Raw genomic sequence first — 22,388 nt, 5'->3', positions numbered from 1 at the left:
CCGCGACCAGCGAATCAACTGCTCACGCTCGACATCAGCCAACACCAGCTCAGCCTTCGGACGCCCGGTTCTCGACATATCCCCATACTACCCACTTAACTCACGAATTTACGACGCGACACACTAGAGCACCGGCCGGTCCAGCACGCTCAGCGACACCGACGGGTGCTGGTCCAGCGTGCCGCGCACCGAAGTCGTGCTGCCCTGGACGTGAACCACGCGGTCGACGCCGAAGTCGCCGCCGAACGAGCCCGATGACAGGCTCTGCGACGTCCTGACCAGGCCGGACGCCGGCCCCACCGTGCCGCCTGCCTCGTGCTTCTGCCCGACGTCGAGGACGCCGGTGAAGCTGCTGAGCCAATCGGAGCTTCGCTCCGAGCCGGGGGCTCCGCCACCCGGAACCCCCGGAAGCCTGCTGATGACGTGCTGTTCGGACGTCGTCCCGACCGCGCCGAGCTGACCGAGGTCGACGGCCTGCCCGGACGAGCGGCGGGCGGCGACTCCGCCGGTGAGGTCTCCGGTGAACAGCCCGGTGTCGAGCTGCTCGGCGTGCTCGCTCAGGACGTCGACGTCGTGGCCCAGCCAAACGCCCTGGTGGGCGCTCTCGGCGACACCCGCGCGTTCACCGCCCGTGGCGACGGCCTCCGTGCGGTCGGCGGCGAGCCGCACGTCACCGAGCCGCTTGCCGACGACGTCGCGGCGGGTCGCGGTGAGGGCGTCGCCGTCGTTGTTCAGCGTCGTGGTGTGCCGGTGGTCGATCGGCAGCGTCAGGTCGGACGGGGCGGCGAACGCCGAAACGGGGGCGGCGAAGAGGAGGGCGACGGGTGCCGCGCCGGCGGCGACCCTGGGCAGATAGCCGCTCTTGCGCCTGCTGTGCTTACCCATGCCGGGGACGATAACCCGAGCGCCAAACGGCTGCACCTCGGGCCCTGACCAGCGGGTATGGTTCACCCACATGACCACCACCAACGTCTTTGCCGGGGGTCCGGGTGGCGGAGCCCCCGGTCCGGGGCGAAGCCCCGGACATCACACCGCCGTGATCACCGGAGCCACCGCGGGCATCGGCGCGCAGTTCGCGCGCACGCTCGCCGCCGAGAAGTACGACCTGGTGCTCGTCGCCCGGGACGCCTCGCGACTGGCGGCCTACGCCGCCGAACTGCGGGAACGCCACGGCGTCGCCGTCGAGGTGCTGCCCGCCGACCTGTCCGAAGTGGACGGACGAACGGCCGTCGAGGAGCGGCTGGCCGCCGGCCCGATCGACCTGCTCGTGAACAACGCCGGGTTCGGGCTGGGCGGCGACTTCTGGACCGTCTCGCCGGACGCGTTGCAGCGCCAGCTCGACGTCAACGTCACCGCCGTGCTGCGGCTGACCCGCGCGGTGCTGCCGGGCATGGTCGACCGCGGCCGCGGTGACGTCATCCAGGTCAGCAGCGTCGCGGGCTTCTTCAGCGGCCGCGGTTCGACCTACACCGCGAGCAAGAACTGGGTCACGTCGTTCACCGAGGGCATCGCCGCGTCGCTGCCGAAGGGCGTCCGGATGATGGCGCTCTGCCCGGGGTTCACCGCGACCGAGTTCCACGAGCGCGCCGGCCTCGACCGGCCGGGCCCGAAGATCGCCTGGCTGGGCGTCGAACAGGTGGTCAACGAGGCCCTCGCGGACCTGCGCCGCGGCAAGGTGATCTCGGTGCCGAGCCTGCAGTACAAGGCCGTCGTGGCGATCGGCGGCCTGCTCCCGCGCGCTGTGCTGCGCAAGATCAGCGGCGGCTTCGGCGGCAAGGGCCGCACCTGAGTAGGGCTGTCCCTACCTTCGAAACGCGCGTCAGCACCAGGGAGGTCCGGGCGCTACCTGCCTAGCGTTTCTCCCATGACAACTGGGTGGCACGAGGCAGCCGACGCGGTCCGGCTCGAAGCCGTGCGCAAGGAGTACGGCGAAGGCGTGGTCGCGCTGGACGGGGTCTCGATCTCCTTCCCGCGCGGCGGTTTCACAGCTGTGATGGGCCCGTCGGGCTCGGGCAAGAGCACGTTCCTGCACTGCGCGGCGGGCCTCGACCGGCCGACGTCGGGGCGGGTCGTGCTCGACGGGCAGGACCTCGACGGCAAGAGCGAGACCTACCTGACCAAGCTGCGGCGCGACCGCGTCGGCTTCGTGTTCCAGGCGTTCAACCTGCTCCCGGCGCTGACGGTCGAGCAGAACGTCGTCCTCCCGCTGCAGCTGGCCGGGAAGCGCGCGGACAAGCGGCTCGTCTCGCGGATCCTCACGCACGTCGGGCTCGACGGCCGCCGCAAGCACCTGCCCGGGCAGCTGTCCGGCGGGCAGCAGCAGCGCGTCGCGATCGCGCGGGCCCTGGTCACCGACCCGGCCGTGCTGTTCGCCGACGAGCCGACCGGCGCGCTCGACACCCGCACCGCCGCCGACGTCCTCGGCCTGCTGCGCGAGTCCGTCCGGGCGTCGGGCCAGACGGTGATCATGGTGACGCACGACCCGGTCGCCGCGTCCCACGCCGACGACGTCGTGTTCCTGGCCGACGGCCGGATCGCCGGCCGGCTGGCCCGGCCGACCGCGGAAGCCGTCGCCGAGCGGATGACCCACCTCGGTGCTTGGGACCGGTCGGCGGTGCGGGCCTGATGTTCAAGCTGGCACTGCGCACCCTGCGCCTGCGCAAGGGCGCCTTCCTGGCGACGTTCGTCGCCGTCTTCTTCGGCGCGGTGATCGTCTCCGCCTGCGGTGGCCTGATGGAGTCGGGCATCCGGTCCGAGACGCCGGTGCAGCGGCTGGCCGCGGCGCCGATCGTCGTCGGCGGGCAGCAGACGCTCAAGCTGCCGGAGGACGACCCGGCGACCCTCGACCCCGAGGACAAGCACAAGTTCGAGAACGGCACCCTGGCCGAGCGCGTCCGGGTCGACGCCGCGCTGGCCGACCGCATTCGCGCGCTCCCCAGCGTCACGAACGTCGTCGGCGAGGTCAGCTTCGCCGCTCAGATCGGCTCCGCGAGCGCGCTCGGGCACGCCTGGGACTCGGCCGTGCTGACGCCGTACACGTTGCAGGGCCAGGCACCGCAGCCCGGCGAAGTCGTGGTGGACGCCGGGCTGGGGCTCGCCGTCGGCGCCACGCTGCCCGTCGCCGCGCACGGCGAGGTCGCCCAGTACCGCGTCTCCGGCATCGCCACCGCGCCGCAGCCGATGCGGGACCCGGCCGTGTTCTTCGCGCCTTCGGACGCCGGACGCCTGGCCGGGCACCCCGGCCGGTTCGACACGATCGGCGTCTTCGGCGGCGACGTCGCCGCGGTGACGGCCGCCGTCGGGGATGCCGGGGTGGTCATGACCGGCACCGACCGCGGGCTCCTGGAGTTCCCGGAGGTCGACCAGAGCGGGGAGAACCTCATCGTGCTGGCCGCGGTCTCCGGCGGCCTGTCGGCGATGGTCATGGTGTTCGTCGTCGCGGGCACGCTCTCGCTGTCGACGCAGCAGCGCCAGCGCGAACTCGCGCTGCTGCGCGCCATCGGCACGACCCCGCGCCAGCTGCGGCGGATGGTGCTCGGCGAGGCGCTGGTCGTCGGGCTGCTCGCGGTGGGAGCCGCGATCGCCCTCGGCCCGCTGCTCGGGCGGTGGCTGTTCGACCAGCTCGCGGCCAACCACGTCGTCCCCGACGTGCTGCGTTTCGAGCAGGGCTGGCTCCCGGCGACGGTCGCCGCGGGCGCGTCCCTGCTGGCCGTCGTCGGCGCCGCGTTCGTCGCGGGACGGCGCGCTTCGAAGGTCCGTCCGACCGAAGCGCTCGCCGAAGCCGCCGTCGAGCGGCGCTGGCTGACGCCGATCCGCCTGATCACGGCGATCCTGTGCTTCGGCGGCGGGACGGCGCTGGCGATCGTCACGGTCGCGGTGATGACCGGCCCGGTCGCGGCCAGCACGTCCGGCCCGGCCGTGATGCTGTGGGCGTTCGGCCTGGCGGCGATCAGCCCCGGCGTCACGAAGGTGATGGCGACGCTGCTGCGCTGGCCGCTGCAGGCGGTCACCGGCGTGGTCGGCCGCGTCGCGCTGCTCAACACGCGCGTCGTCGCGGTCCGGACGGCCGGCGCGGTCACGCCGATCATGCTCGCCGTCGGCATCGCGACCGCGAACATCTACCTGCAGACCACCCAGGAAGCCGTCTCGAACCAGGCGTACACCGAGGACCTGCGCGCGGACGCCGTCGTCGGCTCGCCGATCGGCCTCGACCCTTCGGTGGTGAGCCGGGTCCGCTCGGTCCCCGGGGTTGCGAGCGCGTCGGAATACGTCACGAGCACGGTCTTCATCGAGAAGCCGTTCGACTCGAACCAGGACAAGGACGGCTGGCCCGCTGTCGGCGTCAGCGAGCTGACCGGGAACGCCGTCACGGTGCCGGACACGCTCGGCCGCCACGTCGGCGACACCCTGTCGCTGCGGCTCGGTGACGGCACCCCGGTGGATGTGCGGGTGGGGGCCGTTGTGAGCCAGCGCCCCGGGTTCGAGAGCCTCGTGCTGCCCGCCGGGCTGCTGGCGCCGCACACGACCACCGGGCTCGTCCCGCAGCTGCTGGTCCGCGCCGCTCCCGGCGTCGACCCGGCGACGCTGGCTTCGCACCTTCGCGCGGCGACAGCGGGGTTGCCGGTGCGGATCGGTGACCGGGACGCGCTGATCGCGGCGCACACCGAGGGCAACGAGGTCGGCGCGTGGGTCAACTACCTGCTCGTCGGGATGATCATCGCCTACACCGTGATCTCCGTCGTCAACACGCTGGTGATGGCGACCGGCAAGCGGCGCCGCGAGTTCGGGCTGCAGCGGCTGAGCGGGTTCACCCGCGGCCAGGTGCTGCGGATGGCCGGCGTCGAAGGCGGGCTGATCGCGACCATCGCGATCCTGCTCGGCACGGCGACGGCGGCCGGCGCGATCGTCCCGTTCTGCCTCGTGGTGACCGGTTCCGTGCTGCCGTCGGGGCCGATCACGATCTACCTGACGGTGCTCGCCATCGCCGTAGTGCTTGCGCTGGTGGCGATCTTGGTCCCGGCCTGGGCGGCGACGCGCGGGCGTGCGGTCGACGCCACATCCATCGGGGAGTGAACCCGGTCGTGTGTAAGACTCACGGCCGTGGCGAACCCCGTTCTGGATCAAGCGGCGAAACTCGAACTGGCCAGGTTGGTCACCGATCTTTCCGTGGTGCACGGAAAAGTGACCCTGGCGTCCGGCAAGGAAGCCGACTACTACATCGATCTCCGGCGGGCGACGCTGCACCACGCGGCCGCGCCGTTGATCGGCAAGCTGCTGCGGCAGCTCACGGCGGACTGGGACTACGTGGCGGCCGGCGGGCTCACGCTCGGCGCCGACCCGGTCGCGCTGGCGATGCTGCACTCCGCGGCGACCGACGGTGTCGTGCTCGACGCGTTCGTCGTCCGCAAGGACACGAAGGCGCACGGGATGCAGCGGCGCATCGAGGGCATGGAGGTCCGCGGCCAGCGCGTGCTGGCCGTCGAGGACACCTCCACGACCGGCAGCAGCGTGCTCACCGCGGTGGCGGCGCTGCGTGAAGCCGGCGCCGACGTCATCGGGGTCGTGACGGTCGTCGACCGCGACACCGGCGCGCGCGAGGCCATCGAGAAGGAAGGCCTCGAGTACCGGTTCATCCTCGGCCTGGACGACCTGGGGCTGGAAGGCTGACGCGGGGCCGGGGGCGGCCGCGCGTCAGCCCCCGGCTCACTTCTTGTTGAAGAGGTCCTTCGCGGCGTCCTTGACGTGCTCGACGGCGTCTTTCAGACCCGCCTTCGCCTGGTCGCCCTGGCCCTCGGCCTTCAGCTGCTCGTCGCCGGTGACGTTCCCGGCGGTCTCCTTGGCCTTGCCGCCCAGGTCCTCGGCCTTGTTGCTGATCTTGTCGCCCAGCGACATGGGACACCTCCCGATCCGTGGCACCCCGGTGGGTGCCTGGTGCCGGAAGGACCCCGGCGGCGATCTTTCGTCACGGATTCGCACGAGTGATGGCTGTCACCCACAATCAGTGCGTGACGTTTCCCGGGCCCCCGTGTCCTCTTGCAGAGGAGGTGCCGTGACGACGACCAGCGCGGATCCCGGCACGCCGCTCGACGACGCGACCCTGGTGGGCCGCGCGCGGGACGGCGACGTCCGGGCGTACGAACAGCTCGTGCTGCGCTACCAGGGCCCGATGTTCCGGCTCGCGGCGAAGATGCTCGCGAACCGCGGTGACGCCGAGGACGTCGTGCAGGAGGTGTTCCTCAACGCCTGGCGCAAGCTCGACCAGCTCGGCGAGGACGCCGCGTTCGTCGGCTGGCTCTACCGGGCCACGACGAACCGCTGCCTGAACGCCATCCGGGTGCGCCGGCCACAGGCCGACGTCGACCTGGACACGGCGGAGTCGCCGCGCGGCGACCTCCAGCCGGAGCGGGCCGCGCAGGTGAGCGGCCAGCTCGCGGCGTTGAACACGGCCTTGGCGCAGCTCACCCCGGAACAGCGGGCGTGCTGGCTGCTGCGTGAGGTGCACGGCCGGTCCTACGAGGAGATCGGCGAAATCGTCGGCGTGAACGGCACCGCGGTGCGGGGCCGGATCGCGCGGGCCAGGGCACAGCTGGCGGAGGTGATGAAGCCATGGCGATGACGGACTACGAACTGCCCTGCGAACGCGATGTCGAGCAGGTGTGGGAGCGGCTCGACGCGGTCGGCGCCGGGCTGGCCGACGAGCACGAGCTGACCTGCCCGCACTGCCGGGCGGCGCGCGAAAGCCTGCTCGCGTTGCGCGAGGCGACGTCCGAGATGGTGGCCGAGACGGACGCACCGCCCCCGGACCTGTTCGGCCGGATCATGTCGGCGGTCCGGGCCGAGGTGCGGCGCGGCTCGATGGTGGCGCTGCCGACCCCGGAACCGGGGTCGGTCGAGATCAGCGAGCAGGCGGTGGCGGCGGTGCTGCGGTACGCGGCGGACACCGTCAAGGGCATCCGCGCCCGGCGCTGCCGGATCCGGAACGACGACGCGGGTGTCGTCGAAGTCGAGCTCACCCTCGCGGTGAGTCTGCGGAACGCTACGGGCGGTGAAGCGTTGTCGCTGGTGCGGGAGCGGGTGACCGCGGCGGCCGCGGCCCGGGTGGGCCTGACGCTGGCGAAGCTCGACCTGCTGGTGGACGACATCTTTGAGGAAGACGCTGTCGAGGAAGACACTGTCGGCGAGGACACTGTCGGGGAGCCAGGGGAATGACTGTGGAGTACGTCATCGCCGACCCGGTGATCGCCAGCGTGGCGGCCCGGGCGGCGATCACCGCGCCGGGCGTGGTGCGGCTGGAGCCGGGCCTGCTGGGGCTGGTGACGGCGTGGACGCGGGCGGCCCGCCAGCGCTGGAAGGGCCTCGACCCGGCCCCGGCCGACGGCGTCCGCGTCCGCACGGTGGACGGCAGGCTGAGCGTCCAGGTCGACCTGATCGCGTCGGGCGCCGACCAGGCCGCGACGGTCGGGCGGTCGGTGCAGCGCGCGGTCAGCCGGTACGTCACCGCGCAGACCGGCCTGGTCGTCGACGAGGTGTCGGTGTCCATCATGGACATCGAAACGGCGAACCGGTGATCGCGGGCGAAGCGGTCGAGAAGATCATCGTCGCGATCAAGGGCGTCCCCGGCCTCCGCCCGGCGACCCCGGTGTCCGCCGAGACGACGTGGCTCCCGGTGGACTGGGAAGGCATGGCCGTCGACCTGACGCCGGAACTGGTCCAGATCCGCCTGATCGCGTCCCGGCTGCCGATCCCGCCATTGCTGGACCGCGCGACGGAAGTCGTCCGCCCGGTGCTGGCGGGCACGGAGTGGGAGAACGCCCACCTGCGCTTGGTCATCACCGACCTCGACGGCGCGGCCTTCGCCTGATCCGCACGACCGGAGCGGCCAACACGCCGCCCGGAGTGGCCAACACGCCGACAACGGACCCCCGTCGTCGGCGCCGGGTGCCGTGTTGGCCGTTCCCGTCGCCGTGTTGGCCGTTCCGGGCGGCGTGCCGGCCGCTCCGGAAGCAGCCTGACGAACGCTCGAGCCAAATCCCCCAGCCCCACACACATACCCCCGCCGCTCCCTGGGGGGACGTCCCACGCCCAGCGTACCGGCGCCCACGGACAAATCCGGTGTCGTGCGGCCGATTCCGCCGAGTTGTCCACATGTGGCTCACCCTGGGGACAACCGGCCTGAGGCCGACGGATCCGCGCCACCGTCAGCGTTTCGGGGGCGGCGGAAACGAGCGGCCGAAGCCGAGACCCACGTCACACGATCGGGGCAGTGACGATTCCCCATCCCCGGTGTCCTTACCTACGAACCAGGCGGAAAGCCTTGTTCCCCAGGACATTCCCAGGACATCCGAGGAGGACCTCATGACCGCGACCGCCGAGAAGACCGTGGTGACCACCGCGAACGACGCCACCAGCGCGCTCGTCTCGAAGCAGGGCACCACCACCATCGCCGACACCGTCGTGCAGAAGATCGCCGGGCTCGCCGCCCGTGAGGTCAACGGCGTGCACGAACTCGGCGGCGGTGCCGCTCGCGCTCTGAGCGCCCTGCGCGATCGCATCCCCGGCGCGTCCTCCAGCGTCGGCCAGGGTGTTTCGGTCGAGGTCGGCGAGAAGCAGGCCGCCGTCGATCTGCAGCTCGTCGTCGAGTACGGCGTCGCCATCGCGGATCTCGCGCGGTCGGTGCGGCGCAACGTGATCACCGCGATCGAGCAGATGACCGGGCTGCAGGTCGTCGAGGTGAACATCAACGTCAACGACGTCCACATCCCGGGTGACGACGACGAGCCCGTCACCAGCGACCGGGTGCTGTGACCGTGAACGGCACCCTGATCGGTCTGCTCTTCGGCCTGGCGCTGGGGTTCGCGGCCGCCTTCGGCGGGTTCGGCGCTTTCGTCGCCGTGCTCGTGCTGGGCGGCCTCGGCCTCCTCGCCGGCCGCTGGGCCGACGGCAAGCTCGACCTGTCCGCCCTCGTCGGGGCCGCTCGGGATCGGAGGTAACCCCATGTCCACGGTCACTGCCCGGCATCGTCGTGATGACGTCGAGACGGCCGAAGAAGAAGAGCGCGGCGAGACGACCGTCGAGCCGCGGGCGGTCGGGCGCATCGCCGCCCGGGCCGCGCGCGAGGTCGACGGCGTCGCCACCGACGTCACCGCGAAGGCCACAGTGGACGGTGAAGTGACCACTGTGGACATCCGGCTGCCCGTGATCTACCCGGCGCCCGTCACCGGCACCGCCGACCGGGTCCGGGCCCACCTGCTCGGCCGCACCACCGAACTGACCGGTCTCCGCACCCAGCGCGTCGACATCACGATCGCGCTGCCGCCGGTCGAGCAGCCGAAGCGGCGGGTCCGATGAGGCGGCCACGGCGGAGTGTGCCGGCGATGCTCACCGCGCTCGTCCTGCTCGCCGCGTGCGCGTTCGTCGTGACGGCGCTCGTGCAGCGGCTGCTGGGCGTGCCGCCGGTGCTGTCCTACGACGCGGTCGCCGCCCGCGTGCACGACACCTCCTGGAACGAACTGCCCGTGCTCGTCGGGGGCGGGGCAGCGGTTCTCGTGGGGTTCGTGCTGCTGGCGGCGGCGTTGCTGCGCGGCCGCCCGGTCGTCCTGCCGCTGGCGCCGGAGCCGGGTTTCGACACCGGCACCACGCGCCACGGCCTGCGGACGTCGCTGCGGGCGACCGCCGCGCACGTCGACGGCGTCTCGGCGGCCGCGCTCAAGCTGCGTCGCCGCACCGTGCGGGTGAAGGTGAAGACCCAGCGGACGCGCACCGACGGGCTCGCCGACGCCGTCCGCTCCGCGCTCGAAACGCGGCTCGGCCAGGTCGGCCTGGCCACGCCGCCGCGGGTCCGCGTCCGCGTGCGAGGTGCGCGATGAACCGGCCCGCCGCGCTCAACCGCACCCTGCTCGCCCTGATCGGGCTCGTGCTGCTCGCCGCCGGCGGGTTCGCGCTGGCCACCCACTTCGGGCGGCTGCACGTCCTCGATCCGGCGTCTTCGCTGGTCCCGGGCTCGACGGCGCCGCCGACCTGGGTGTTCTACGCGGCGATCGCGGTCGCCGTGGTGCTGGGGCTGCTGTGCCTGCGCTGGCTGACGGCCCAGGCGTTCCGGCGGCCGAAGACCGTCGCCTGGCGGACCGAGGAGGCCGACGGCGCGACCACGCTGGACTCGTCGACGGCCGCCGCGCCGGTCGCGGCCGACGTCGAGGGCTACGCCGGCGTCCGGTCGGCGTCGGCCTGGCTCACCGGGCCGCGGGAGGCACCGGAACTGTTCCTGATCGTCACGACCGACGCCGAGGCCGACGCGGGGGCGATCCGCGCCCGGATCACCGAGCACGCCGTCCCGCGGCTGCGGCAGGCCCTGGAGGTCGACGCCCTGCCGGTGCGGCTCGAAGTTCGGCTGACGGCGAAATCGGGCGCTCGCGCCCGGTGAAGCGGTGGCCGCCGGGGTTACCGTCGACGGATGGACGAGCAGCCGTCGACGCCCGGTGAGCCGCACCGCCCGAACGACCCGAACCGGAAGAAACCGGACGGCGCACCCGATCAGTACCCCCACGAGGAACCGACGAAGTACCCGGCGAAACGTCCCCCCGAATTTCCACCCGGTGTGACGCCTCCGTCACCGCCCAGGTGAAGAAGTTGCTCCGGTGGGTTGAACATCACACCGCTGGGCATTCTTCGAGCAGGCCGATTCCGGTCAGCGGAGTAAAGTCGCTGGTAGGGGGATCGGGGTAAGGGGGTGGACGGTGGCGAAGTTCCTGGCCGACGTGACCGTTGCGGTGCACATCCTCGCCTTGCTGCTGATCGGCCTGGGCGGGTTCCTCGCCTGGCGCTGGCCCAAGCTGATCTTCGTGCACATGTTCGCGGCGTTCTGGGGCGTCCTCGTGAACGTCACGCCGGTGCCGTGCCCGCTGACCGCGCTGGAGAACTTCTTCCGGAACCAGGAAGGCCTCGGCGACCTGCCCGGCGGGTTCAACGCGTACTACCTCTACGACACGGTGTTCCCGCGTTCGTGGCTGCCGGCGATCGGCATCATCGCGGTCGTGCTGGTGATCTACTCGTACGTCGGTGTGTACCACCGGTGGCGCCACCGCGACCACCACGAGGACGCCCGCGCGCACGCCGTCCACCTGGGTTAGGCGACAATCGACGCCGTGAGCACACCCCACGACGTCGGGCCCACCGAGTGGGTGAGCCGCGAAGAGGTCGGCGTCGGCCCCTGGCCGGGTGACTGGCCCTCGGACGACCACTACGACCCGGACCTCCTGCTCGACGGCGACCGCCGCAACGTCGTCGACAAGTACCGCTACTGGCGCCGTGAGGCGATCGTGTCCGATGTGGACGCCCGTCGTCACCCGTTCCACGTGGCCATCGAGAACTTCCAGCACGACCACAACATCGGCACGGTGGTCCGCACGGCCAACGCGTTCGCCGCGGCCGAGGTCCACATCGTCGGCCGCCGCCGCTGGAACCGCCGGGGCGCCATGGTGACCGACCGCTACCAGCACCTCCGCCACCACGACGACGTCGCCGGCCTGCTCACCTTCGCGGCCGAGCAGGGCCTCGCGGTCGTGGCGGTCGACAACACGCCGGGGTCCCAGCCGGTCGAGACGGCGGACATCCCGCGCGAGTGCGTGCTGCTGTTCGGCCAGGAAGGGCCGGGCCTGTCGGAGGCCGCCCAGGCCACGGCGGCGCTGGTCGTGTCGATCGCCCAGTTCGGCACGACGCGGTCGATCAACGCCGGCGTCGCGGCGGGCATCGTGATGCACGCCTGGGTCCGGCAGCACGCGGACCTGTCGCAGGCCTGGTGATCAGGCCGGCGCGACCTCGACCGGGATGCCGTTCAGCACCGCGGTTCCCGAGGGCACGTCCAGCAGCGTCTCGTCGGCCACCAGGTTCGAGTTGACGCCCGGGTTCGCGCTCGCCACCCGCGTGCGCGAACCGGCCACGTCGTGACCCCAGCCGTGGGGGATGCTGATCACGCCTTCGCGGACCTCGTCCGTCACCTCCACCGGGACCTCCAGTTTCCCGGCGCGCGACGTCACCGACGCGAGGCCGCCGTCGGTCAGGCCGAGGCGGGTCGCGTCGCTCGGGTGGACCAGGACCGTGCAGCGGTTTCCGCCGCGGACCAGCGGCGCGAGGTTGTGCATCCACGAGTTGTTCGAGTTCAGGTGCCGTCGGCCGATCAGCACCAAGCCGTCGTCCAGGGGGCGAGCCAGCTCGTCGCGCAGCCGCGGGACGTCCGCGACGATCGGTTCCGGCGCCAGCTCGATCCGCCCGGACGCCGTGCACAGCACCTCCGGGATCCGCGGTTTCAGCGCGCCGAAGTCGATGCCGTGCGGCGCGGCTTCGAGGTCGGCCAGCGTGACGTCGTAGGGGCCGCTGCGCAGCATCAGGTCGACCAGCCGCGCGGGCCCGGTCCGGTCGCCGGTGATCTCCAGCTTGGCGCGCCGCGCGGTTTCGGCGGCGACGAAGTCGTCCAGCGCGGCGACGTCAGCCTCGGGGCCCTGACCGGTGACGATGCCGGTGAGGCGCAGCATGGTCTCCCACTCCTGCGGGAGCTTCGACGGCAGCGTCGGCGGCGTCCAGTTCGCGATGTTGCGCACCGAAAGCTGGTAGAACGCCAGGTCGAAGTGCGGCCGCTCGAGCGGTGACGGGCCGGGCAGGATGACGTCGGCCTGGCGGGACGTCTCGTTGAGGTAGACGTCGACCGAGATCATGAAGTCGAGGCCGTCGACGGCCGCGGCCAGGCGGCCCGCGTTCGGCGTGCTCAGGCACGGGTTGCCGCTGACCGTGATCAGCGCGCGGACCTGGCCCTCGCCCGGGGTTTCGATCTCGTCGGCCAGCGTCGCGACCGGCAGCTCGCCGACGACCTCGGGGTAGCCGCGCACCCGGCTGTGCCAGCGGCCGACGGCGAACGGACGCCGGTTCCCGGTCGGCGTGCACGCGGCCAGCGGGAACATCGCGCCGCCGGGCTCGTCGAGGTTGCCGGTGAGCACGTTGAGGACGTCGACCAGCCAGCTCGCGATCGTGCCGAACGTCTGGGTGGTGGTGCCGATCCGGCCGTAGACCACGGCGTTCTCGGCGTCGGCCAGGTCCAGGGCCATCCGGCGGATCTCGTCGGCGCCGATGCCGACGCGCGGCGCGACGGCCTCGGGGGTGAACGGCCGCGCCAGCGCGCGGACGTCGTCGAGGCCGTTGACGTGCTCCGCCAGCCGGCCCAGCTGGACGCGCTCTTCCGAGACCAGGACGTTGACCAGCGCGAACAGCAGCAGTGCGTCGGTGCCGGGCCGGATGGCGTGGTGCTCGTCGGCGAACTGCGCGGTGCGCGTGCGGCGCGGGTCGACGACGACGATCTTGCCGCCGCGCTCGCGGATCCCGCGCAACCGCCCGCGCATGTCCGGCGCGGTCATCAGGCTGCCGTTGGACACCAGCGGGTTCGCGCCGAGGATGAGCAGGTGCCGCGTGCGGTCGACGTCGGGCACCGGGATGGCGAGCGGGTCGCCGAACATGGTGCCGGCGGAGTAGTGCTTCGGCATCTGGTCGACAGACGTCGCGCTGTAGAAGTTCTTGGTGCCCAACGCTTTGTAGAGCACGCGGCTGTAGAGCGTCAGCGCGATGTTGTGCACGCCGGGGTTGCCCGCGTACACGGCGACGGCGTTGCGGCCGTACCGCTCGATGATCGGCGGGAGCCGCCGGTCGATCTCGTCGTAGGCCTCCTGCCAGCTGACCTCGACGAACTCGCCGTCGCGCTTGAGCAGCGGCGCGGTCAGCCGATCGGGGTCGTGGTGCAGCGCGCCGAGCGACGCGCCCTTCGGGCAGATGTAGCCCTTCGAGAAGACGTCCTGCTGGTCGCCGGTGACGCGGGTGACCTGCTGGTTCTCGTCCAGCGTCACCTCGAGGCCGCAGGTCGCTTCGCACAGCGGGCAGGTGACGTGTGCCGTGGTCATGAGTACCTCGCAGGCCGTCGGAGTCTCTCAACATACCGAGCGGTATGTCGATGGGCAAGGCAGGATTGCGCGCATGGACGTCTCGGCCGCCGAACGCGCGGTGACCTCGCGGCACCTGCGCCGGGTGTGGGGGCTGCCCGGCACGGTCCTCGGCCGCAGCGGCTGGCCGGCGACGCCGGGGCAGCGGCTGCACTGGCACTGGAACTACTGGTGGCAGGCGCACCTGCTGGACACGCTGATCGACGCCCAGCTGCGCGCGCCCTCGGCGTCCCGGCTCGCCCTGATCCGTTCGTTCGTCCGCTCGGTCCGGCTGCGCAACTTCGGCCGCTGGACGAACGACTTCTACGACGACATCGCGTGGCTTGGCCTTGCGCTGCAACGGGTTCAGTCCCTGGGTATCGACGTCGGCCCGGCACTGGCGGCGATCGACTCGCAGCTCCTGTCGGGCTGGACGGAGGCGGCGGGCGGCGGCATCTGGTGGCGCGTCGGCGACGAGTTCAAGAACGCCCCGGCCAACGGCCCGGCGGCGATCTTCTACGCCCGCTCCGGCAACCGCACCCGCGCCCGCGAGATGACGGACTGGCTGACGTCGACCCTGGTGGACCCGTCGACGGGTCTGGTCTGGGACGGCATCCGGACGGACACGGGCGAGCTGGTCAAGCACATTTACACGTACTGCCAAGGGGTCTACCTCGGCGCGTGCCTGGAACTGTCCTTAATGGACGATGCGGCCCGGACGGTCCGAGCGGTGGCTGAGCATTGTGCGCCGGGAGGCGTGATCCGCGGCCAAAGCGGCGGTGACGGCGGCTTGTTCGCGGCGATCCTGGCGCGCTACCTGGCCTTGGCGGCGCGGTCTCTTCCCGGCCCCGAGGCTTCGGTGGCCCGGTCGCTGGTGCTCACGTCGGCCGAGGCGTGCTGGTCAGGCGCCGCGGAAGGGCCGGTGTTCAGCGCTTTCTGGGACCGCCCGGCACCGTCGCCGTTGCCGGAAGACGCCCCGGAGCGCGACATGTCGGTCCAGGTCGGCGGCTGGATGCTCCTGGAAGCGGCGGCCACGCTGTCCCAGACGTCGTGAGTGTTCAGGGCGGTTCTAACCGCCCTGAACACTCACGACGAGCGGCGGTAGGACGGTTGGCTTCAGCAGCCGCAGGACGCGCCGTGCAGGAACCTCGGTGTGAGCAGCACCGACTCCGGTGGCCGGTCCGGGTCCGCCATCCGGGACAGCAGCAGCTGCACCGCCCGGCGGCCGATATCGGCGATCGGCTGGACCAGTGTCGTCACCGCCGGGCTCACCTTGCGGGCCCAGTCCATGTCGCCGTAGCCGACCACGGCCAGCTCCGAGCCGATGCGGATGCCGCGGCGGTGGGCCTCGTACTGGACGCCCACCAGCATCGCCTCGTCCGCCACCACCAGCGCCGTCGGGGAGGGCCAGCCGTCCAGGAGCTTGGCCGTCGCGCGGGCCGCTCCGCCCGACGTCGACAGGCCGCTCTCCACCAGTTCGCGGTTCCAGCGCAGGCCCGACTGCTCCAGGCCGAGGCGATACCCCCGGACGCGCTCGCGGCTGACGTCCTGGCCGTCGTCGCCCGAGATCAGGCCGATCTTGCGGTGGCGGCGCTCGATCAGGTGCTTCACCAGCGTGCTCATCGAGTGGACGCTCTCCGTGCCCACCTGGTCGACGTCGTTGCGCGCCGCGAGACGGTCCATCAGGACCGTCGGCACGCCCATCCGGACCAGGCCGTTGACCACCGCTTCGTCGCCCGGCGTGGGAACCAGCAGCACACCGTCCACGAGGTCCGCCCGCAGCGCGCGGACGACCGCGGCCTCTTCGCTGACGCTGTCGCCGGTGTCGGCCAGGGTGACGTCGCAGCCGGCCTGCGCGGCGGCGGCCCTGATCGAGCGCAGCAGCTCACCTGAATAGGGGTGCGCTTGCGCACCCATCGCGACGCCGATCCGGTAGGTGACCGGGGGGTCCCAGAACCGGAGCTCCGGCGAAAGTGCCGTCATAAGCCCTCGCAGACGCTCAGCCGAAAGGTATCCGCTGAGCGGCCGAGCGGCGGCCTTAACACCCCAGAATCACTGATGTGAGTGAACCGCCGGGCACCCGCACGACTCTCGGTGACGCAGGGTTGGCGGTAGGCGCACGGTTTCGGCCTTGCGAGCCGGGTCGTTGATGCGCGCCAGCAGCAGCCGTACCGCCTGCCGGCCGATCTCCTCGATCGGCTGCGCCATCGTCGTCAGCGGCGGGTCCACCAGGTCGGCCCACTCGACGTCGTCGTAGACGACCACCGGCAGGTCCTGCCCGATCTTGAGCCCGCGCCGGCGCGCTTCGTGCAGCACCCCGACCATCATGCTGTCGTTGCCGACCACCAGCGCGGTCGGCGGCTCGGGCAGCGCCAGCAGCTGGCTGACGGCCAGCGCGCCGCTCTCGTGCGACGAGTTTCCGCAGGCCACGAGCTCGGCCGACCACGTCAGCCCGGAGCGGCCGAGCCCCAGCCGGTAGCCCAGCACGCGCTCCTCGCTGGTCGAGAGCCCGGGCGCGCCGCTGATCATGCCGATCCGCCGGTGCCCGAGCGTGGCCAGGTGCGCGGTCAGCGCCGACGTCGCCTGGATGTTCTCCGTGCCCACCTGGTCGACGTCGACGCGGGTGGTCAGCCGGTCGATCAGCACCGTCGGGACGTCGAGGGAGACCAGCTCGCCGATCACCGAGCCGTCGCCCGGCGCCGGCGTGATGAGGAGGCCGTCGACACGACGGGAGCGCAACGTCCGGACCGTGTCACGCTCCGTGTTCACGGTGTCGTGGGTGTCCGCCAGCAGCACGGTGTACCCGTGCGAAGACGCCTCCCGCTCGATCGCCTGCATCAGCGTCGCGAAGTACGGGTTCGCGACGAGCGAGATCGCCATCCCGATCGAGCGGGTGCCGCCGGTGACCAGCGAGCGCGCGATGGCGTCGCCGGTGTAGCCGGTGGTCTCGATCGCCCGCAGCACCGCGGCCTTGGTGTCCTCGGCGACCGCGCGCGTTCCGTTCACCACGTGCGAAACGGTCGTGATCGAGACGCCGGCGAGCTCGGCGATGTCCCGCTGGGTCGGCCGCGATGATCTCGGCTGGGGCATACCAATCCTTACCTGGGGGTAACTCGGCAAGCGTTTGCGCAAACGCTTGCGTCCGGAGCCTGAGTCTGTCTATCTTCCCGACCATCGGCAAGCTTCGACCTATAAAGGGTGGGAACCCATGAGACAGCGAAGTCTCACAGCACTCGCGCTGGCCGCCGTCCTCGCCACGACGACCGGATGCACCGTCGAACGCCACTGGGGTGGCAACACCACCACCGGCGGCGGTGGAAAGGCGAAGGTCGGCCTGGTCACCAAGACCGACACCAACCCGTACTTCGTGGCGTTGCGCGAATCCGCGAAAGCCACCGCGCAGGCCAACGGCGCCGATTTCAGCGCCCTCGCCGGTCAGTTCGACGGCGACAACGACGGCCAGGTCCGCGCCATCGAGAACCTCGTGCAACAGGGCGCGAACACCATCCTCATCACGCCCAGCTCGTCGACCGGCGTGCTGAAGGCGATCAAGGACGCCCGCGACGCCGGGATCCTGGTCATCGCGCTCGACACCGCGACCGAGCCGCCGGACGCCGTCGACGCCACCTTCGCCACCGACAACTTCGCGGCCGGTCAGCAGCAGGGCGCGTACGTCAAGGCGGCGCTCAAAGGCACCCCGCCCAAGCTGCTGATGGTCGACGGCACCGCCGGCAGCTCGGTCGACACCCAGCGCCACGGCGGCTTCCTCAAGGGCATCGGGCTGACCGACGGCTCGCCCGAGATCAAGGGCCACACCGCGGCCAACGGCGACCAGAGCCTCGCCCAGCAGGGCATGGAGAACCTGCTGCAGCGCACCACGGACATCAACGCCGTGTACTCGATGAACGAGCCGATGGGCCGCGGCGCCAACGCGGCGCTGAAGGCCCGCGGGCTCACGAACCAGATCGTGATGGGCTCGATCGACGGCGGCTGCGAAGGCGTCCAGAACGTCAAGGACGGCCTCTACGCCGCGACCGTCATGCAGTTCCCCAAGAAGATGGCCGAGCAGGGCGTGCTCGCCGCCGTCGCGTACGCGAAGACCGGCAAGAAGCCGACCGGCTTCGTCAACACCGGGTCCGCCGTGATCACCGACAAGCCGCTGCCCGGCGTCGAAAGCCACGACACCGCGTGGGGTCTGCAGAACTGCTGGGGAGGCGCGCAGTGACATCGACAAACGCGACCACGGCAACCGTCGCTCGTCCGTCCACAAAGGAACGTGAGTCGCTCGGGGAGTTCCTCCTCCGCGCCCCCGCGGTCGGCCCGGCGCTCGCGCTGATCGTCGCGATCGTGGTGTTCTCGCTGTCCACGGACACCTTCTTCGACCTCGACAACCTCTCCACCGTCGTCCAGCAGTCGCTGGTCGTCGGGACGCTCGCGCTGGGCCAGACGCTCGTCATCCTCATCGCGGGCATCGACCTGTCCAACGCGTCGTCGATGGTCGTCGCGACGCTGATCATGGCGAAGCTCGCCGCGGCCGGCACGAACGGCTTCGTCGCGCTGCTGGCCGGCGTCGTGCTGACGATCATCGTCGGCATCTTCATCGGCTCGCTCGCCACGCGGATCAAGCTCCCGGCGTTCATCATCACGCTCGGCACGTTCACCATGCTCACCGCGGTGTCCAAGCTCATCGCCGGCGGCCAGGCCGTGCCGGTGACCGACGGGCTGCTGCAGTGGCTCGGCACCAAGCGCTACCTCTTCGGCGGCATCCCGATCACCTACGGCATGACGCTGGCGCTGCTGATGTACCTCGGGATCTGGTACGCGCTGACGAAAACCGCGTGGGGCAAGCACGTCTACGCCGTCGGCAACGCGCCGGAGTCCGCGCGGCTGTCCGGCATCAAGGTCAACCGCACGGTCCTGTCGGTGTACATCGTGGCGGGCCTCGCCTTCGGCCTCGCCGCGTGGCAGGCGCTCGGCCGGACGCCGAACGCCGACCCGAACCAGTTCCAGCTCGGCAACCTCGACTCGATCACCGCCGTCGTCCTCGGCGGGACGAGCCTGTTCGGCGGCCGCGGCTCGGTGCTGGGCACGTTGATGGGCGCGCTGGTCGTGGCGGTGCTGCGATCCGGGCTGACGCAGATGAACGTCGACGGCAACTACCAGGACCTCGCCACCGGGGCCCTGCTCATCGCCGCCGTCGTGGTGGACCGGATCGCGAGGAGACAGCAGTCATGACCGAACCGATCCTGCAGGCCCGTGGCCTGGTGAAACGCTACGGCCGGGTGACCGCCATCGACGGCGCCGACTTCGACCTGCTCCCCGGCGAGGTGCTCGCCGTCGTCGGCGACAACGGCGCCGGGAAGTCGTCGCTCATCAAAACCCTTTCAGGGGCCGTGATCCCGGACGAGGGTGAGATCAAAGTGGACGGTGAGACCGTCCACTTCAAGTCCCCTTTGGACGCCCGGCGATACGGGATCGAGACGGTGTACCAGGATCTCGCCGTCGCGCCCGCGCTGGACATCGCGTCGAACATGTTCCTCGGCCGCGAGAAGCGCGTCGGCGGCGCGTTCGGGCTGTTCCGCAAGCTCGACACGGCCACCATGCGGTCCGAGGCGCAGCGGATCCTCGACGAGCTGGGCATCAACATCAAGTCGATCACGCAGCTCGTGGAGACGCTCTCCGGCGGCCAGCGCCAAGGGGTCGCCGTCGCGCGCGCGGCGGCGTTCGGCACCAAGGCCGTGATCATGGACGAGCCCACCGCCGCGCTCGGCGTCGCCGAGTCCGGCAAGGTGCTCGACCTGATCGGCCGGATCCGCGACCGCGGCCTGCCGGTGGTGCTGATCAGCCACAACATGCCGCACGTGTTCGACATCGCCGACCGCATCCACGTGCACCGCCTCGGCAAGCGCGTCGCGGTCGTCTCGCCGAAGACACACTCGATGAACCAGGTCGTCGGCCTGCTCACGGGGGCGTTGCGGCTCAACGAGAACGGCGAGATCGAAGAGGCGGCTGCCGCGACCCACGTGGCCGGCTTGAAATGAGGGTGCTGCTGGCGGGGTTGTGCACCGTGGACGTCGTCCAGCGCGTCACCGAACTTCCGGCTCCGGGCGAGAAGGTGCAGTCGCTGCAGGTGGACGTCGCGGCCGGGGGGCCCGCGACGAACGCCGCGGTGACGGCCGCCGCGCTCGGGGCCGAGGCGACGCTGCTGACGGTCCTCGGGGCACACCCGCTGGCGGCGCTCGCCCGCGCCGACCTCGAGACCCACGGCGTCCAGGTCGTCGACCTGGCCCCCGAACACCCCGATCCGCCGCCGGTCAGCGCCGTCGCCGTCCGCGACCGCGACGGCGAGCGCACGGTCGTCTCCCGCAACGCCGAAGGCCGCACTTTCCTAGGGAAAGCTCCGCTTTTCGGGGCTGGTGAGGCTGGTGGGGCTGATGTGGTGCTGCTTGACGGGCATCACCCGGAACTCGCGCTCGCGGTCGCGAAGGCCGCCAGGGCCGCGAGCGTGCCGGTCGTGCTCGACGCCGGGAGCTGGAAGCCCGTGCTCGACGAGCTGCTCCCACTGGTCGACGTCGCCGCCTGCTCCGCGCACTTCCGGGCGCCGGAACCCGGCCTCCACCAGCGGGGCGTGCCGACCGTCATCACCACGTCCGGCCCTGGTCCGGTGCGGTGGTCGACCGCGGACGGGCGTTCGGGAGAGGTGCCGGTGCCGGCCGTCGAAGCGCGGGACACACTAGGTGCGGGAGACGTCTGGCACGGCGCGCTCGCCGTCGCCGTGGCGCGAGAACACACGGTGGCGGACCGGATCCGCTTTGCCAACGAGGTGGCCGCCGAACGGGTGCGGTTTGTGGGACCGCGGTCTTGGACGACCGCGATCGCAGGAAGGAACAGGACATGACGGCGTTCGACGATCTGCTCGCCCGGGCCGAGGGGCTGACCGTGCGCGGGCAGCGCAACGTGCTCGGCATCATCGGGGCGCCCGCGTCCGGCAAGACCACGCTGGCCTGGGCGCTGGCCAACGCGCTCGGTTCGCGCGCCGCCGTGGTCGGGATGGACGGCTTCCACCTGGCGCAGGTCGAGCTGCGCCGGCTCGGCCGCGCCGAGCGCAAGGGCGCGCCGGACACCTTCGACGCGGCCGGCTACTACCACCTGATCCGCCGCCTCGCCGAAGGCCGCGAGACGGTGTACGCGCCGGAGTTCCGCCGCGAGATCGAAGAGCCGATCGCGGGCGCGGTCGCCGTCGCCCCGGAGGTCCAGCTGGTCATCACGGAGGGCAACTACCTCCTGCTGCCGGACGACCCGTGGAGCGCCATCCGGCCGCTGCTCACCGAGGCATGGTTCCTCGCGCCGGACGAGCCCGAACGCATCGAACGGCTGGTGTCGCGCCACCGCCGGTACGGCCGTTCGCTCGTCGAGGCGCGGCAGCGTGCCCTCGGCTCGGACCAGCGCAACGCCGACCTGATCACGCAGACGCGGGACCGCGCGGACCTCGTGCTGGAGAACCTCCCGCTGGTCAACTTCGCGCTGTGAGCGTCCTGATCGTCACCGGCGGCAGCCGGGGGATCGGTGCGGCCACCTGTGAGCTGGCCGCTTCGCGGGGTTACGACGTCGTCGTCAACTTCTCGGGTGCGCCAGCGCCCGCGGAGGAGGTCGCGGAGCGCGTGCGGGCCCTCGGACGGCAAGCGCTGGCGGTCCGCGCCGACGTCTCGGCCGAGGACGACGTGCGCGCGCTGTTCGACGCCGCCGCGTCGCTCGGTCCGGTCGATGCGCTGGTCAACAACGCCGCCACCACGGGAAACACCCCCGGCCGGCTCGACGAGTACGAGGTCGACGTCGTCCGGCGCACCCTCGACGTGAACGTCACCGGCGTCTTCCTCTGCTGCCGCGAGGCGGTCCGCCGGATGTCGACGCGGCACGGCGGCGCGGGCGGCGCGATCGTCAACATCTCCTCGACGGCCGCGCGCACCGGCTCGGCCGGGGAGTGGGTGCACTACGCCGCGTCGAAGGCCGCCGTCGACACCCTGACCTTCGGGCTCGCCCAGGAGGTCGCGGGCGAGGACGTCCGGGTCAACGCCGTCGCGCCCGGGATGATCCACACCGGGCTGCACGCGGCGGCCGGCCTGCCGGACCGGATGGCGAAGTACGCCCCGCTGATCCCGATGGGCCGCGCGGGGCAGCCGAGCGAGATCGCCGAAGCGGTGCTCTGGCTGCTGTCGCCGGCGGCGTCGTTCACCACCGGTGCGGTGCTCGCCGTCGGTGGCGGTCGGTGATCGAGCGCGTACGTTACGATACCTCGAAATAACGGTCGGTCACCAGCGTCCGCGTACTGGGACGGCCGGAGACGGCGAGATCACGATTGTCCCGGGAACTTGGTCACCGACGTTTTGCCAAGCGAACGCTGTGCAACTCTGGGGAGCCGCCACGCGAAAGGAC

General features: G+C 71.6%; 27 protein-coding genes. 22 read left to right on the top strand and 5 right to left on the bottom strand.

Translation table 11 applies throughout. The annotated features are described in order from the left end of the window. Window positions 1-123: 123 nt before the first annotated feature. Window positions 124-885, bottom strand: coding sequence for a hypothetical protein (locus ACLJQZ_RS46690; RefSeq protein ID WP_410627986.1), 762 nt, complete (start codon window positions 883-885; stop codon window positions 124-126). Between ACLJQZ_RS46690 and ACLJQZ_RS46685 the strand changes: the two genes are divergently transcribed. The 4 genes from ACLJQZ_RS46685 to pyrE all read left to right on the top strand — a co-directional run bounded on the left by ACLJQZ_RS46685 (window position 884) and on the right by pyrE (window position 5,667). After that, window positions 884-1,789, top strand: coding sequence for an SDR family NAD(P)-dependent oxidoreductase (locus ACLJQZ_RS46685; RefSeq protein ID WP_410627985.1), 906 nt, complete (start codon window positions 884-886; stop codon window positions 1,787-1,789). The genes ACLJQZ_RS46690 and ACLJQZ_RS46685 overlap by 2 nt on opposite strands. A 75-nt stretch (window positions 1,790-1,864) precedes the next feature. Then, on the top strand, window positions 1,865-2,626 hold the full coding sequence (locus ACLJQZ_RS46680; RefSeq protein WP_247059342.1) for an ABC transporter ATP-binding protein: 762 nt from the start codon (window positions 1,865-1,867) through the stop codon (window positions 2,624-2,626). Continuing rightward, the gene (locus ACLJQZ_RS46675; RefSeq protein WP_410627984.1) at window positions 2,626-5,073 is read left to right on the top strand and encodes an FtsX-like permease family protein; all 2,448 of its coding nucleotides are present in this window, start codon (window positions 2,626-2,628) and stop codon (window positions 5,071-5,073) included. Before ACLJQZ_RS46680 ends, ACLJQZ_RS46675 begins: the two co-directional genes overlap by 1 nt. Before the next feature lie 27 nt (window positions 5,074-5,100). Continuing rightward, the gene (pyrE, locus tag ACLJQZ_RS46670; protein ID WP_247059339.1) at window positions 5,101-5,667 is read left to right on the top strand and encodes an orotate phosphoribosyltransferase; all 567 of its coding nucleotides are present in this window, start codon (window positions 5,101-5,103) and stop codon (window positions 5,665-5,667) included. A gap of 36 nt (window positions 5,668-5,703) precedes the next feature. On the opposite strand, the gene ACLJQZ_RS46665 is transcribed toward pyrE, so the two are convergent. After that, a complete protein-coding gene (locus ACLJQZ_RS46665; protein ID WP_410627982.1) occupies window positions 5,704-5,892 on the bottom strand; it encodes a CsbD family protein in 189 nt (62 codons plus the stop codon). Window positions 5,893-6,049: 157 nt separating this feature from the next. Between ACLJQZ_RS46665 and ACLJQZ_RS46660 the strand changes: the two genes are divergently transcribed. From ACLJQZ_RS46660 to ACLJQZ_RS46610, 11 genes are all read left to right on the top strand, one after another. After that, on the top strand, window positions 6,050-6,616 hold the full coding sequence (locus tag ACLJQZ_RS46660; protein ID WP_410627981.1) for an RNA polymerase sigma factor: 567 nt from the start codon (window positions 6,050-6,052) through the stop codon (window positions 6,614-6,616). Then, window positions 6,607-7,209 carry an Asp23/Gls24 family envelope stress response protein gene (locus ACLJQZ_RS46655; protein WP_410627979.1) on the top strand — a complete coding sequence of 201 codons (603 nt, stop codon included), beginning with the start codon at window positions 6,607-6,609 and terminating at the stop codon, window positions 7,207-7,209. The genes ACLJQZ_RS46660 and ACLJQZ_RS46655 overlap by 10 nt, the downstream gene beginning before the upstream one ends. Next, window positions 7,206-7,568, top strand: a complete 363-nt coding sequence (locus ACLJQZ_RS46650) for an Asp23/Gls24 family envelope stress response protein (protein ID WP_410627978.1) — start codon at window positions 7,206-7,208, stop codon at window positions 7,566-7,568. The genes ACLJQZ_RS46655 and ACLJQZ_RS46650 overlap by 4 nt, the downstream gene beginning before the upstream one ends. Beyond that, window positions 7,565-7,861, top strand: a complete 297-nt coding sequence (locus tag ACLJQZ_RS46645) for a hypothetical protein (protein WP_410627976.1) — start codon at window positions 7,565-7,567, stop codon at window positions 7,859-7,861. The genes ACLJQZ_RS46650 and ACLJQZ_RS46645 overlap by 4 nt, the downstream gene beginning before the upstream one ends. A 494-nt stretch (window positions 7,862-8,355) precedes the next feature. After that, window positions 8,356-8,805 carry an Asp23/Gls24 family envelope stress response protein gene (locus ACLJQZ_RS46640; protein WP_410627974.1) on the top strand — a complete coding sequence of 150 codons (450 nt, stop codon included), beginning with the start codon at window positions 8,356-8,358 and terminating at the stop codon, window positions 8,803-8,805. A 2-nt stretch (window positions 8,806-8,807) separates the two neighbouring features. Further along, on the top strand, window positions 8,808-8,990 hold the full coding sequence (locus ACLJQZ_RS46635; RefSeq protein WP_326945243.1) for a hypothetical protein: 183 nt from the start codon (window positions 8,808-8,810) through the stop codon (window positions 8,988-8,990). 4 nt (window positions 8,991-8,994) lie between these two features. After that, window positions 8,995-9,348 (top strand): Asp23/Gls24 family envelope stress response protein, encoded by a 354-nt coding sequence (locus tag ACLJQZ_RS46630; protein WP_410627973.1) that lies wholly within the window; start codon window positions 8,995-8,997, stop codon window positions 9,346-9,348. A gap of 26 nt (window positions 9,349-9,374) precedes the next feature. Continuing rightward, the gene (locus ACLJQZ_RS46625) at window positions 9,375-9,866 is read left to right on the top strand and encodes a DUF6286 domain-containing protein (RefSeq protein WP_410627971.1); all 492 of its coding nucleotides are present in this window, start codon (window positions 9,375-9,377) and stop codon (window positions 9,864-9,866) included. Continuing rightward, complete coding sequence (gene amaP, locus ACLJQZ_RS46620; protein WP_410627970.1) at window positions 9,863-10,420, top strand: alkaline shock response membrane anchor protein AmaP; 558 nt, start codon at window positions 9,863-9,865, stop codon at window positions 10,418-10,420. Before ACLJQZ_RS46625 ends, amaP begins: the two co-directional genes overlap by 4 nt. Before the next feature lie 313 nt (window positions 10,421-10,733). Continuing rightward, window positions 10,734-11,126, top strand: coding sequence for a DUF2784 domain-containing protein (locus ACLJQZ_RS46615; protein ID WP_410627969.1), 393 nt, complete (start codon window positions 10,734-10,736; stop codon window positions 11,124-11,126). 15 nt (window positions 11,127-11,141) lie between these two features. Next, complete coding sequence (locus ACLJQZ_RS46610) at window positions 11,142-11,798, top strand: TrmH family RNA methyltransferase (RefSeq protein ID WP_410627967.1); 657 nt, start codon at window positions 11,142-11,144, stop codon at window positions 11,796-11,798. Here the strand turns inward: ACLJQZ_RS46610 and ACLJQZ_RS46605 are convergent, their stop codons facing one another. Further along, complete coding sequence (locus ACLJQZ_RS46605) at window positions 11,799-13,937, bottom strand: molybdopterin-dependent oxidoreductase (protein WP_410627966.1); 2,139 nt, start codon at window positions 13,935-13,937, stop codon at window positions 11,799-11,801. Between the two features lie 73 nt (window positions 13,938-14,010). Between ACLJQZ_RS46605 and ACLJQZ_RS46600 the strand changes: the two genes are divergently transcribed. Continuing rightward, complete coding sequence (locus ACLJQZ_RS46600; protein ID WP_410627965.1) at window positions 14,011-15,009, top strand: glycoside hydrolase family 76 protein; 999 nt, start codon at window positions 14,011-14,013, stop codon at window positions 15,007-15,009. A 62-nt stretch (window positions 15,010-15,071) separates the two neighbouring features. Here the strand turns inward: ACLJQZ_RS46600 and ACLJQZ_RS46595 are convergent, their stop codons facing one another. Together ACLJQZ_RS46595 and ACLJQZ_RS46590 are read right to left on the bottom strand one after the other, a co-directional pair. Then, window positions 15,072-15,938 carry a LacI family DNA-binding transcriptional regulator gene (locus ACLJQZ_RS46595; protein ID WP_410627963.1) on the bottom strand — a complete coding sequence of 289 codons (867 nt, stop codon included), beginning with the start codon at window positions 15,936-15,938 and terminating at the stop codon, window positions 15,072-15,074. A gap of 69 nt (window positions 15,939-16,007) precedes the next feature. Then, a complete protein-coding gene (locus ACLJQZ_RS46590; RefSeq protein WP_410627962.1) occupies window positions 16,008-17,045 on the bottom strand; it encodes a LacI family DNA-binding transcriptional regulator in 1,038 nt (345 codons plus the stop codon). Window positions 17,046-17,163: 118 nt separating this feature from the next. Between ACLJQZ_RS46590 and ACLJQZ_RS46585 the strand changes: the two genes are divergently transcribed. Genes ACLJQZ_RS46585 through ACLJQZ_RS46560 form a run of 6 tightly spaced genes read left to right on the top strand, consistent with a single transcriptional unit; the run spans window position 17,164 to window position 22,225 of the window. Further along, complete coding sequence (locus ACLJQZ_RS46585; RefSeq protein WP_410627960.1) at window positions 17,164-18,180, top strand: substrate-binding domain-containing protein; 1,017 nt, start codon at window positions 17,164-17,166, stop codon at window positions 18,178-18,180. After that, window positions 18,177-19,190, top strand: a complete 1,014-nt coding sequence (locus tag ACLJQZ_RS46580; protein WP_410627958.1) for an ABC transporter permease — start codon at window positions 18,177-18,179, stop codon at window positions 19,188-19,190. Before ACLJQZ_RS46585 ends, ACLJQZ_RS46580 begins: the two co-directional genes overlap by 4 nt. Continuing rightward, entirely contained in the window at window positions 19,187-19,996 is an 810-nt protein-coding gene (locus ACLJQZ_RS46575) for an ATP-binding cassette domain-containing protein (RefSeq protein ID WP_410627956.1), read from the top strand. Before ACLJQZ_RS46580 ends, ACLJQZ_RS46575 begins: the two co-directional genes overlap by 4 nt. Next, the gene (locus ACLJQZ_RS46570) at window positions 19,993-20,853 is read left to right on the top strand and encodes a PfkB family carbohydrate kinase (protein ID WP_410627954.1); all 861 of its coding nucleotides are present in this window, start codon (window positions 19,993-19,995) and stop codon (window positions 20,851-20,853) included. Before ACLJQZ_RS46575 ends, ACLJQZ_RS46570 begins: the two co-directional genes overlap by 4 nt. Beyond that, window positions 20,850-21,485: a nucleoside/nucleotide kinase family protein gene (locus ACLJQZ_RS46565; protein WP_247059300.1), complete on the top strand. Its 636-nt coding sequence runs from the start codon at window positions 20,850-20,852 to the stop codon at window positions 21,483-21,485. The genes ACLJQZ_RS46570 and ACLJQZ_RS46565 overlap by 4 nt, the downstream gene beginning before the upstream one ends. Next, window positions 21,482-22,225: an SDR family oxidoreductase gene (locus ACLJQZ_RS46560; RefSeq protein WP_410627952.1), complete on the top strand. Its 744-nt coding sequence runs from the start codon at window positions 21,482-21,484 to the stop codon at window positions 22,223-22,225. The genes ACLJQZ_RS46565 and ACLJQZ_RS46560 overlap by 4 nt, the downstream gene beginning before the upstream one ends. Window positions 22,226-22,388: the final 163 nt, after the last annotated feature.

The sequence above is a fragment of the Amycolatopsis sp. cmx-8-4 genome (assembly GCF_046548675.1).
Classification (GTDB): Bacteria; Actinomycetota; Actinomycetes; order Mycobacteriales; family Pseudonocardiaceae; genus Amycolatopsis.
The sequence above is the reverse complement of the archived record's forward strand: the minus strand, read 5'-3'. Positions and strand labels throughout refer to the sequence as shown.

What these genes read in the sequence shown, in the direction of transcription:
- ACLJQZ_RS46655 (WP_410627979.1), top strand. Translation starts at nt 6,607, where the DNA reads ATGGCGATGACGGACTACGAACTGCCCTGCGAACGCGATGTCGAGCAG.
- ACLJQZ_RS46650 (WP_410627978.1), top strand. Translation starts at nt 7,206, where the DNA reads ATGACTGTGGAGTACGTCATCGCCGACCCGGTGATCGCCAGCGTGGCG.
- ACLJQZ_RS46690 (WP_410627986.1), bottom strand. Translation starts at nt 885, where the DNA reads ATGGGTAAGCACAGCAGGCGCAAGAGCGGCTATCTGCCCAGGGTCGCC.
- ACLJQZ_RS46585 (WP_410627960.1), top strand. Translation starts at nt 17,164, where the DNA reads ATGAGACAGCGAAGTCTCACAGCACTCGCGCTGGCCGCCGTCCTCGCC.
- ACLJQZ_RS46600 (WP_410627965.1), top strand. Translation starts at nt 14,011, where the DNA reads ATGGACGTCTCGGCCGCCGAACGCGCGGTGACCTCGCGGCACCTGCGC.
- ACLJQZ_RS46665 (WP_410627982.1), bottom strand. Translation starts at nt 5,892, where the DNA reads ATGTCGCTGGGCGACAAGATCAGCAACAAGGCCGAGGACCTGGGCGGC.
- amaP (WP_410627970.1), top strand. Translation starts at nt 9,863, where the DNA reads ATGAACCGGCCCGCCGCGCTCAACCGCACCCTGCTCGCCCTGATCGGG.
- ACLJQZ_RS46595 (WP_410627963.1), bottom strand. Translation starts at nt 15,938, where the DNA reads ATGACGGCACTTTCGCCGGAGCTCCGGTTCTGGGACCCCCCGGTCACC.
- ACLJQZ_RS46680 (WP_247059342.1), top strand. Translation starts at nt 1,865, where the DNA reads ATGACAACTGGGTGGCACGAGGCAGCCGACGCGGTCCGGCTCGAAGCC.
- ACLJQZ_RS46685 (WP_410627985.1), top strand. Translation starts at nt 884, where the DNA reads ATGCCGGGGACGATAACCCGAGCGCCAAACGGCTGCACCTCGGGCCCT.
- ACLJQZ_RS46590 (WP_410627962.1), bottom strand. Translation starts at nt 17,045, where the DNA reads ATGCCCCAGCCGAGATCATCGCGGCCGACCCAGCGGGACATCGCCGAG.
- ACLJQZ_RS46630 (WP_410627973.1), top strand. Translation starts at nt 8,995, where the DNA reads ATGTCCACGGTCACTGCCCGGCATCGTCGTGATGACGTCGAGACGGCC.
- ACLJQZ_RS46570 (WP_410627954.1), top strand. Translation starts at nt 19,993, where the DNA reads ATGAGGGTGCTGCTGGCGGGGTTGTGCACCGTGGACGTCGTCCAGCGC.
- ACLJQZ_RS46575 (WP_410627956.1), top strand. Translation starts at nt 19,187, where the DNA reads ATGACCGAACCGATCCTGCAGGCCCGTGGCCTGGTGAAACGCTACGGC.
- ACLJQZ_RS46675 (WP_410627984.1), top strand. Translation starts at nt 2,626, where the DNA reads ATGTTCAAGCTGGCACTGCGCACCCTGCGCCTGCGCAAGGGCGCCTTC.
- ACLJQZ_RS46605 (WP_410627966.1), bottom strand. Translation starts at nt 13,937, where the DNA reads ATGACCACGGCACACGTCACCTGCCCGCTGTGCGAAGCGACCTGCGGC.
- ACLJQZ_RS46640 (WP_410627974.1), top strand. Translation starts at nt 8,356, where the DNA reads ATGACCGCGACCGCCGAGAAGACCGTGGTGACCACCGCGAACGACGCC.
- ACLJQZ_RS46625 (WP_410627971.1), top strand. Translation starts at nt 9,375, where the DNA reads ATGCTCACCGCGCTCGTCCTGCTCGCCGCGTGCGCGTTCGTCGTGACG.
- ACLJQZ_RS46565 (WP_247059300.1), top strand. Translation starts at nt 20,850, where the DNA reads ATGACGGCGTTCGACGATCTGCTCGCCCGGGCCGAGGGGCTGACCGTG.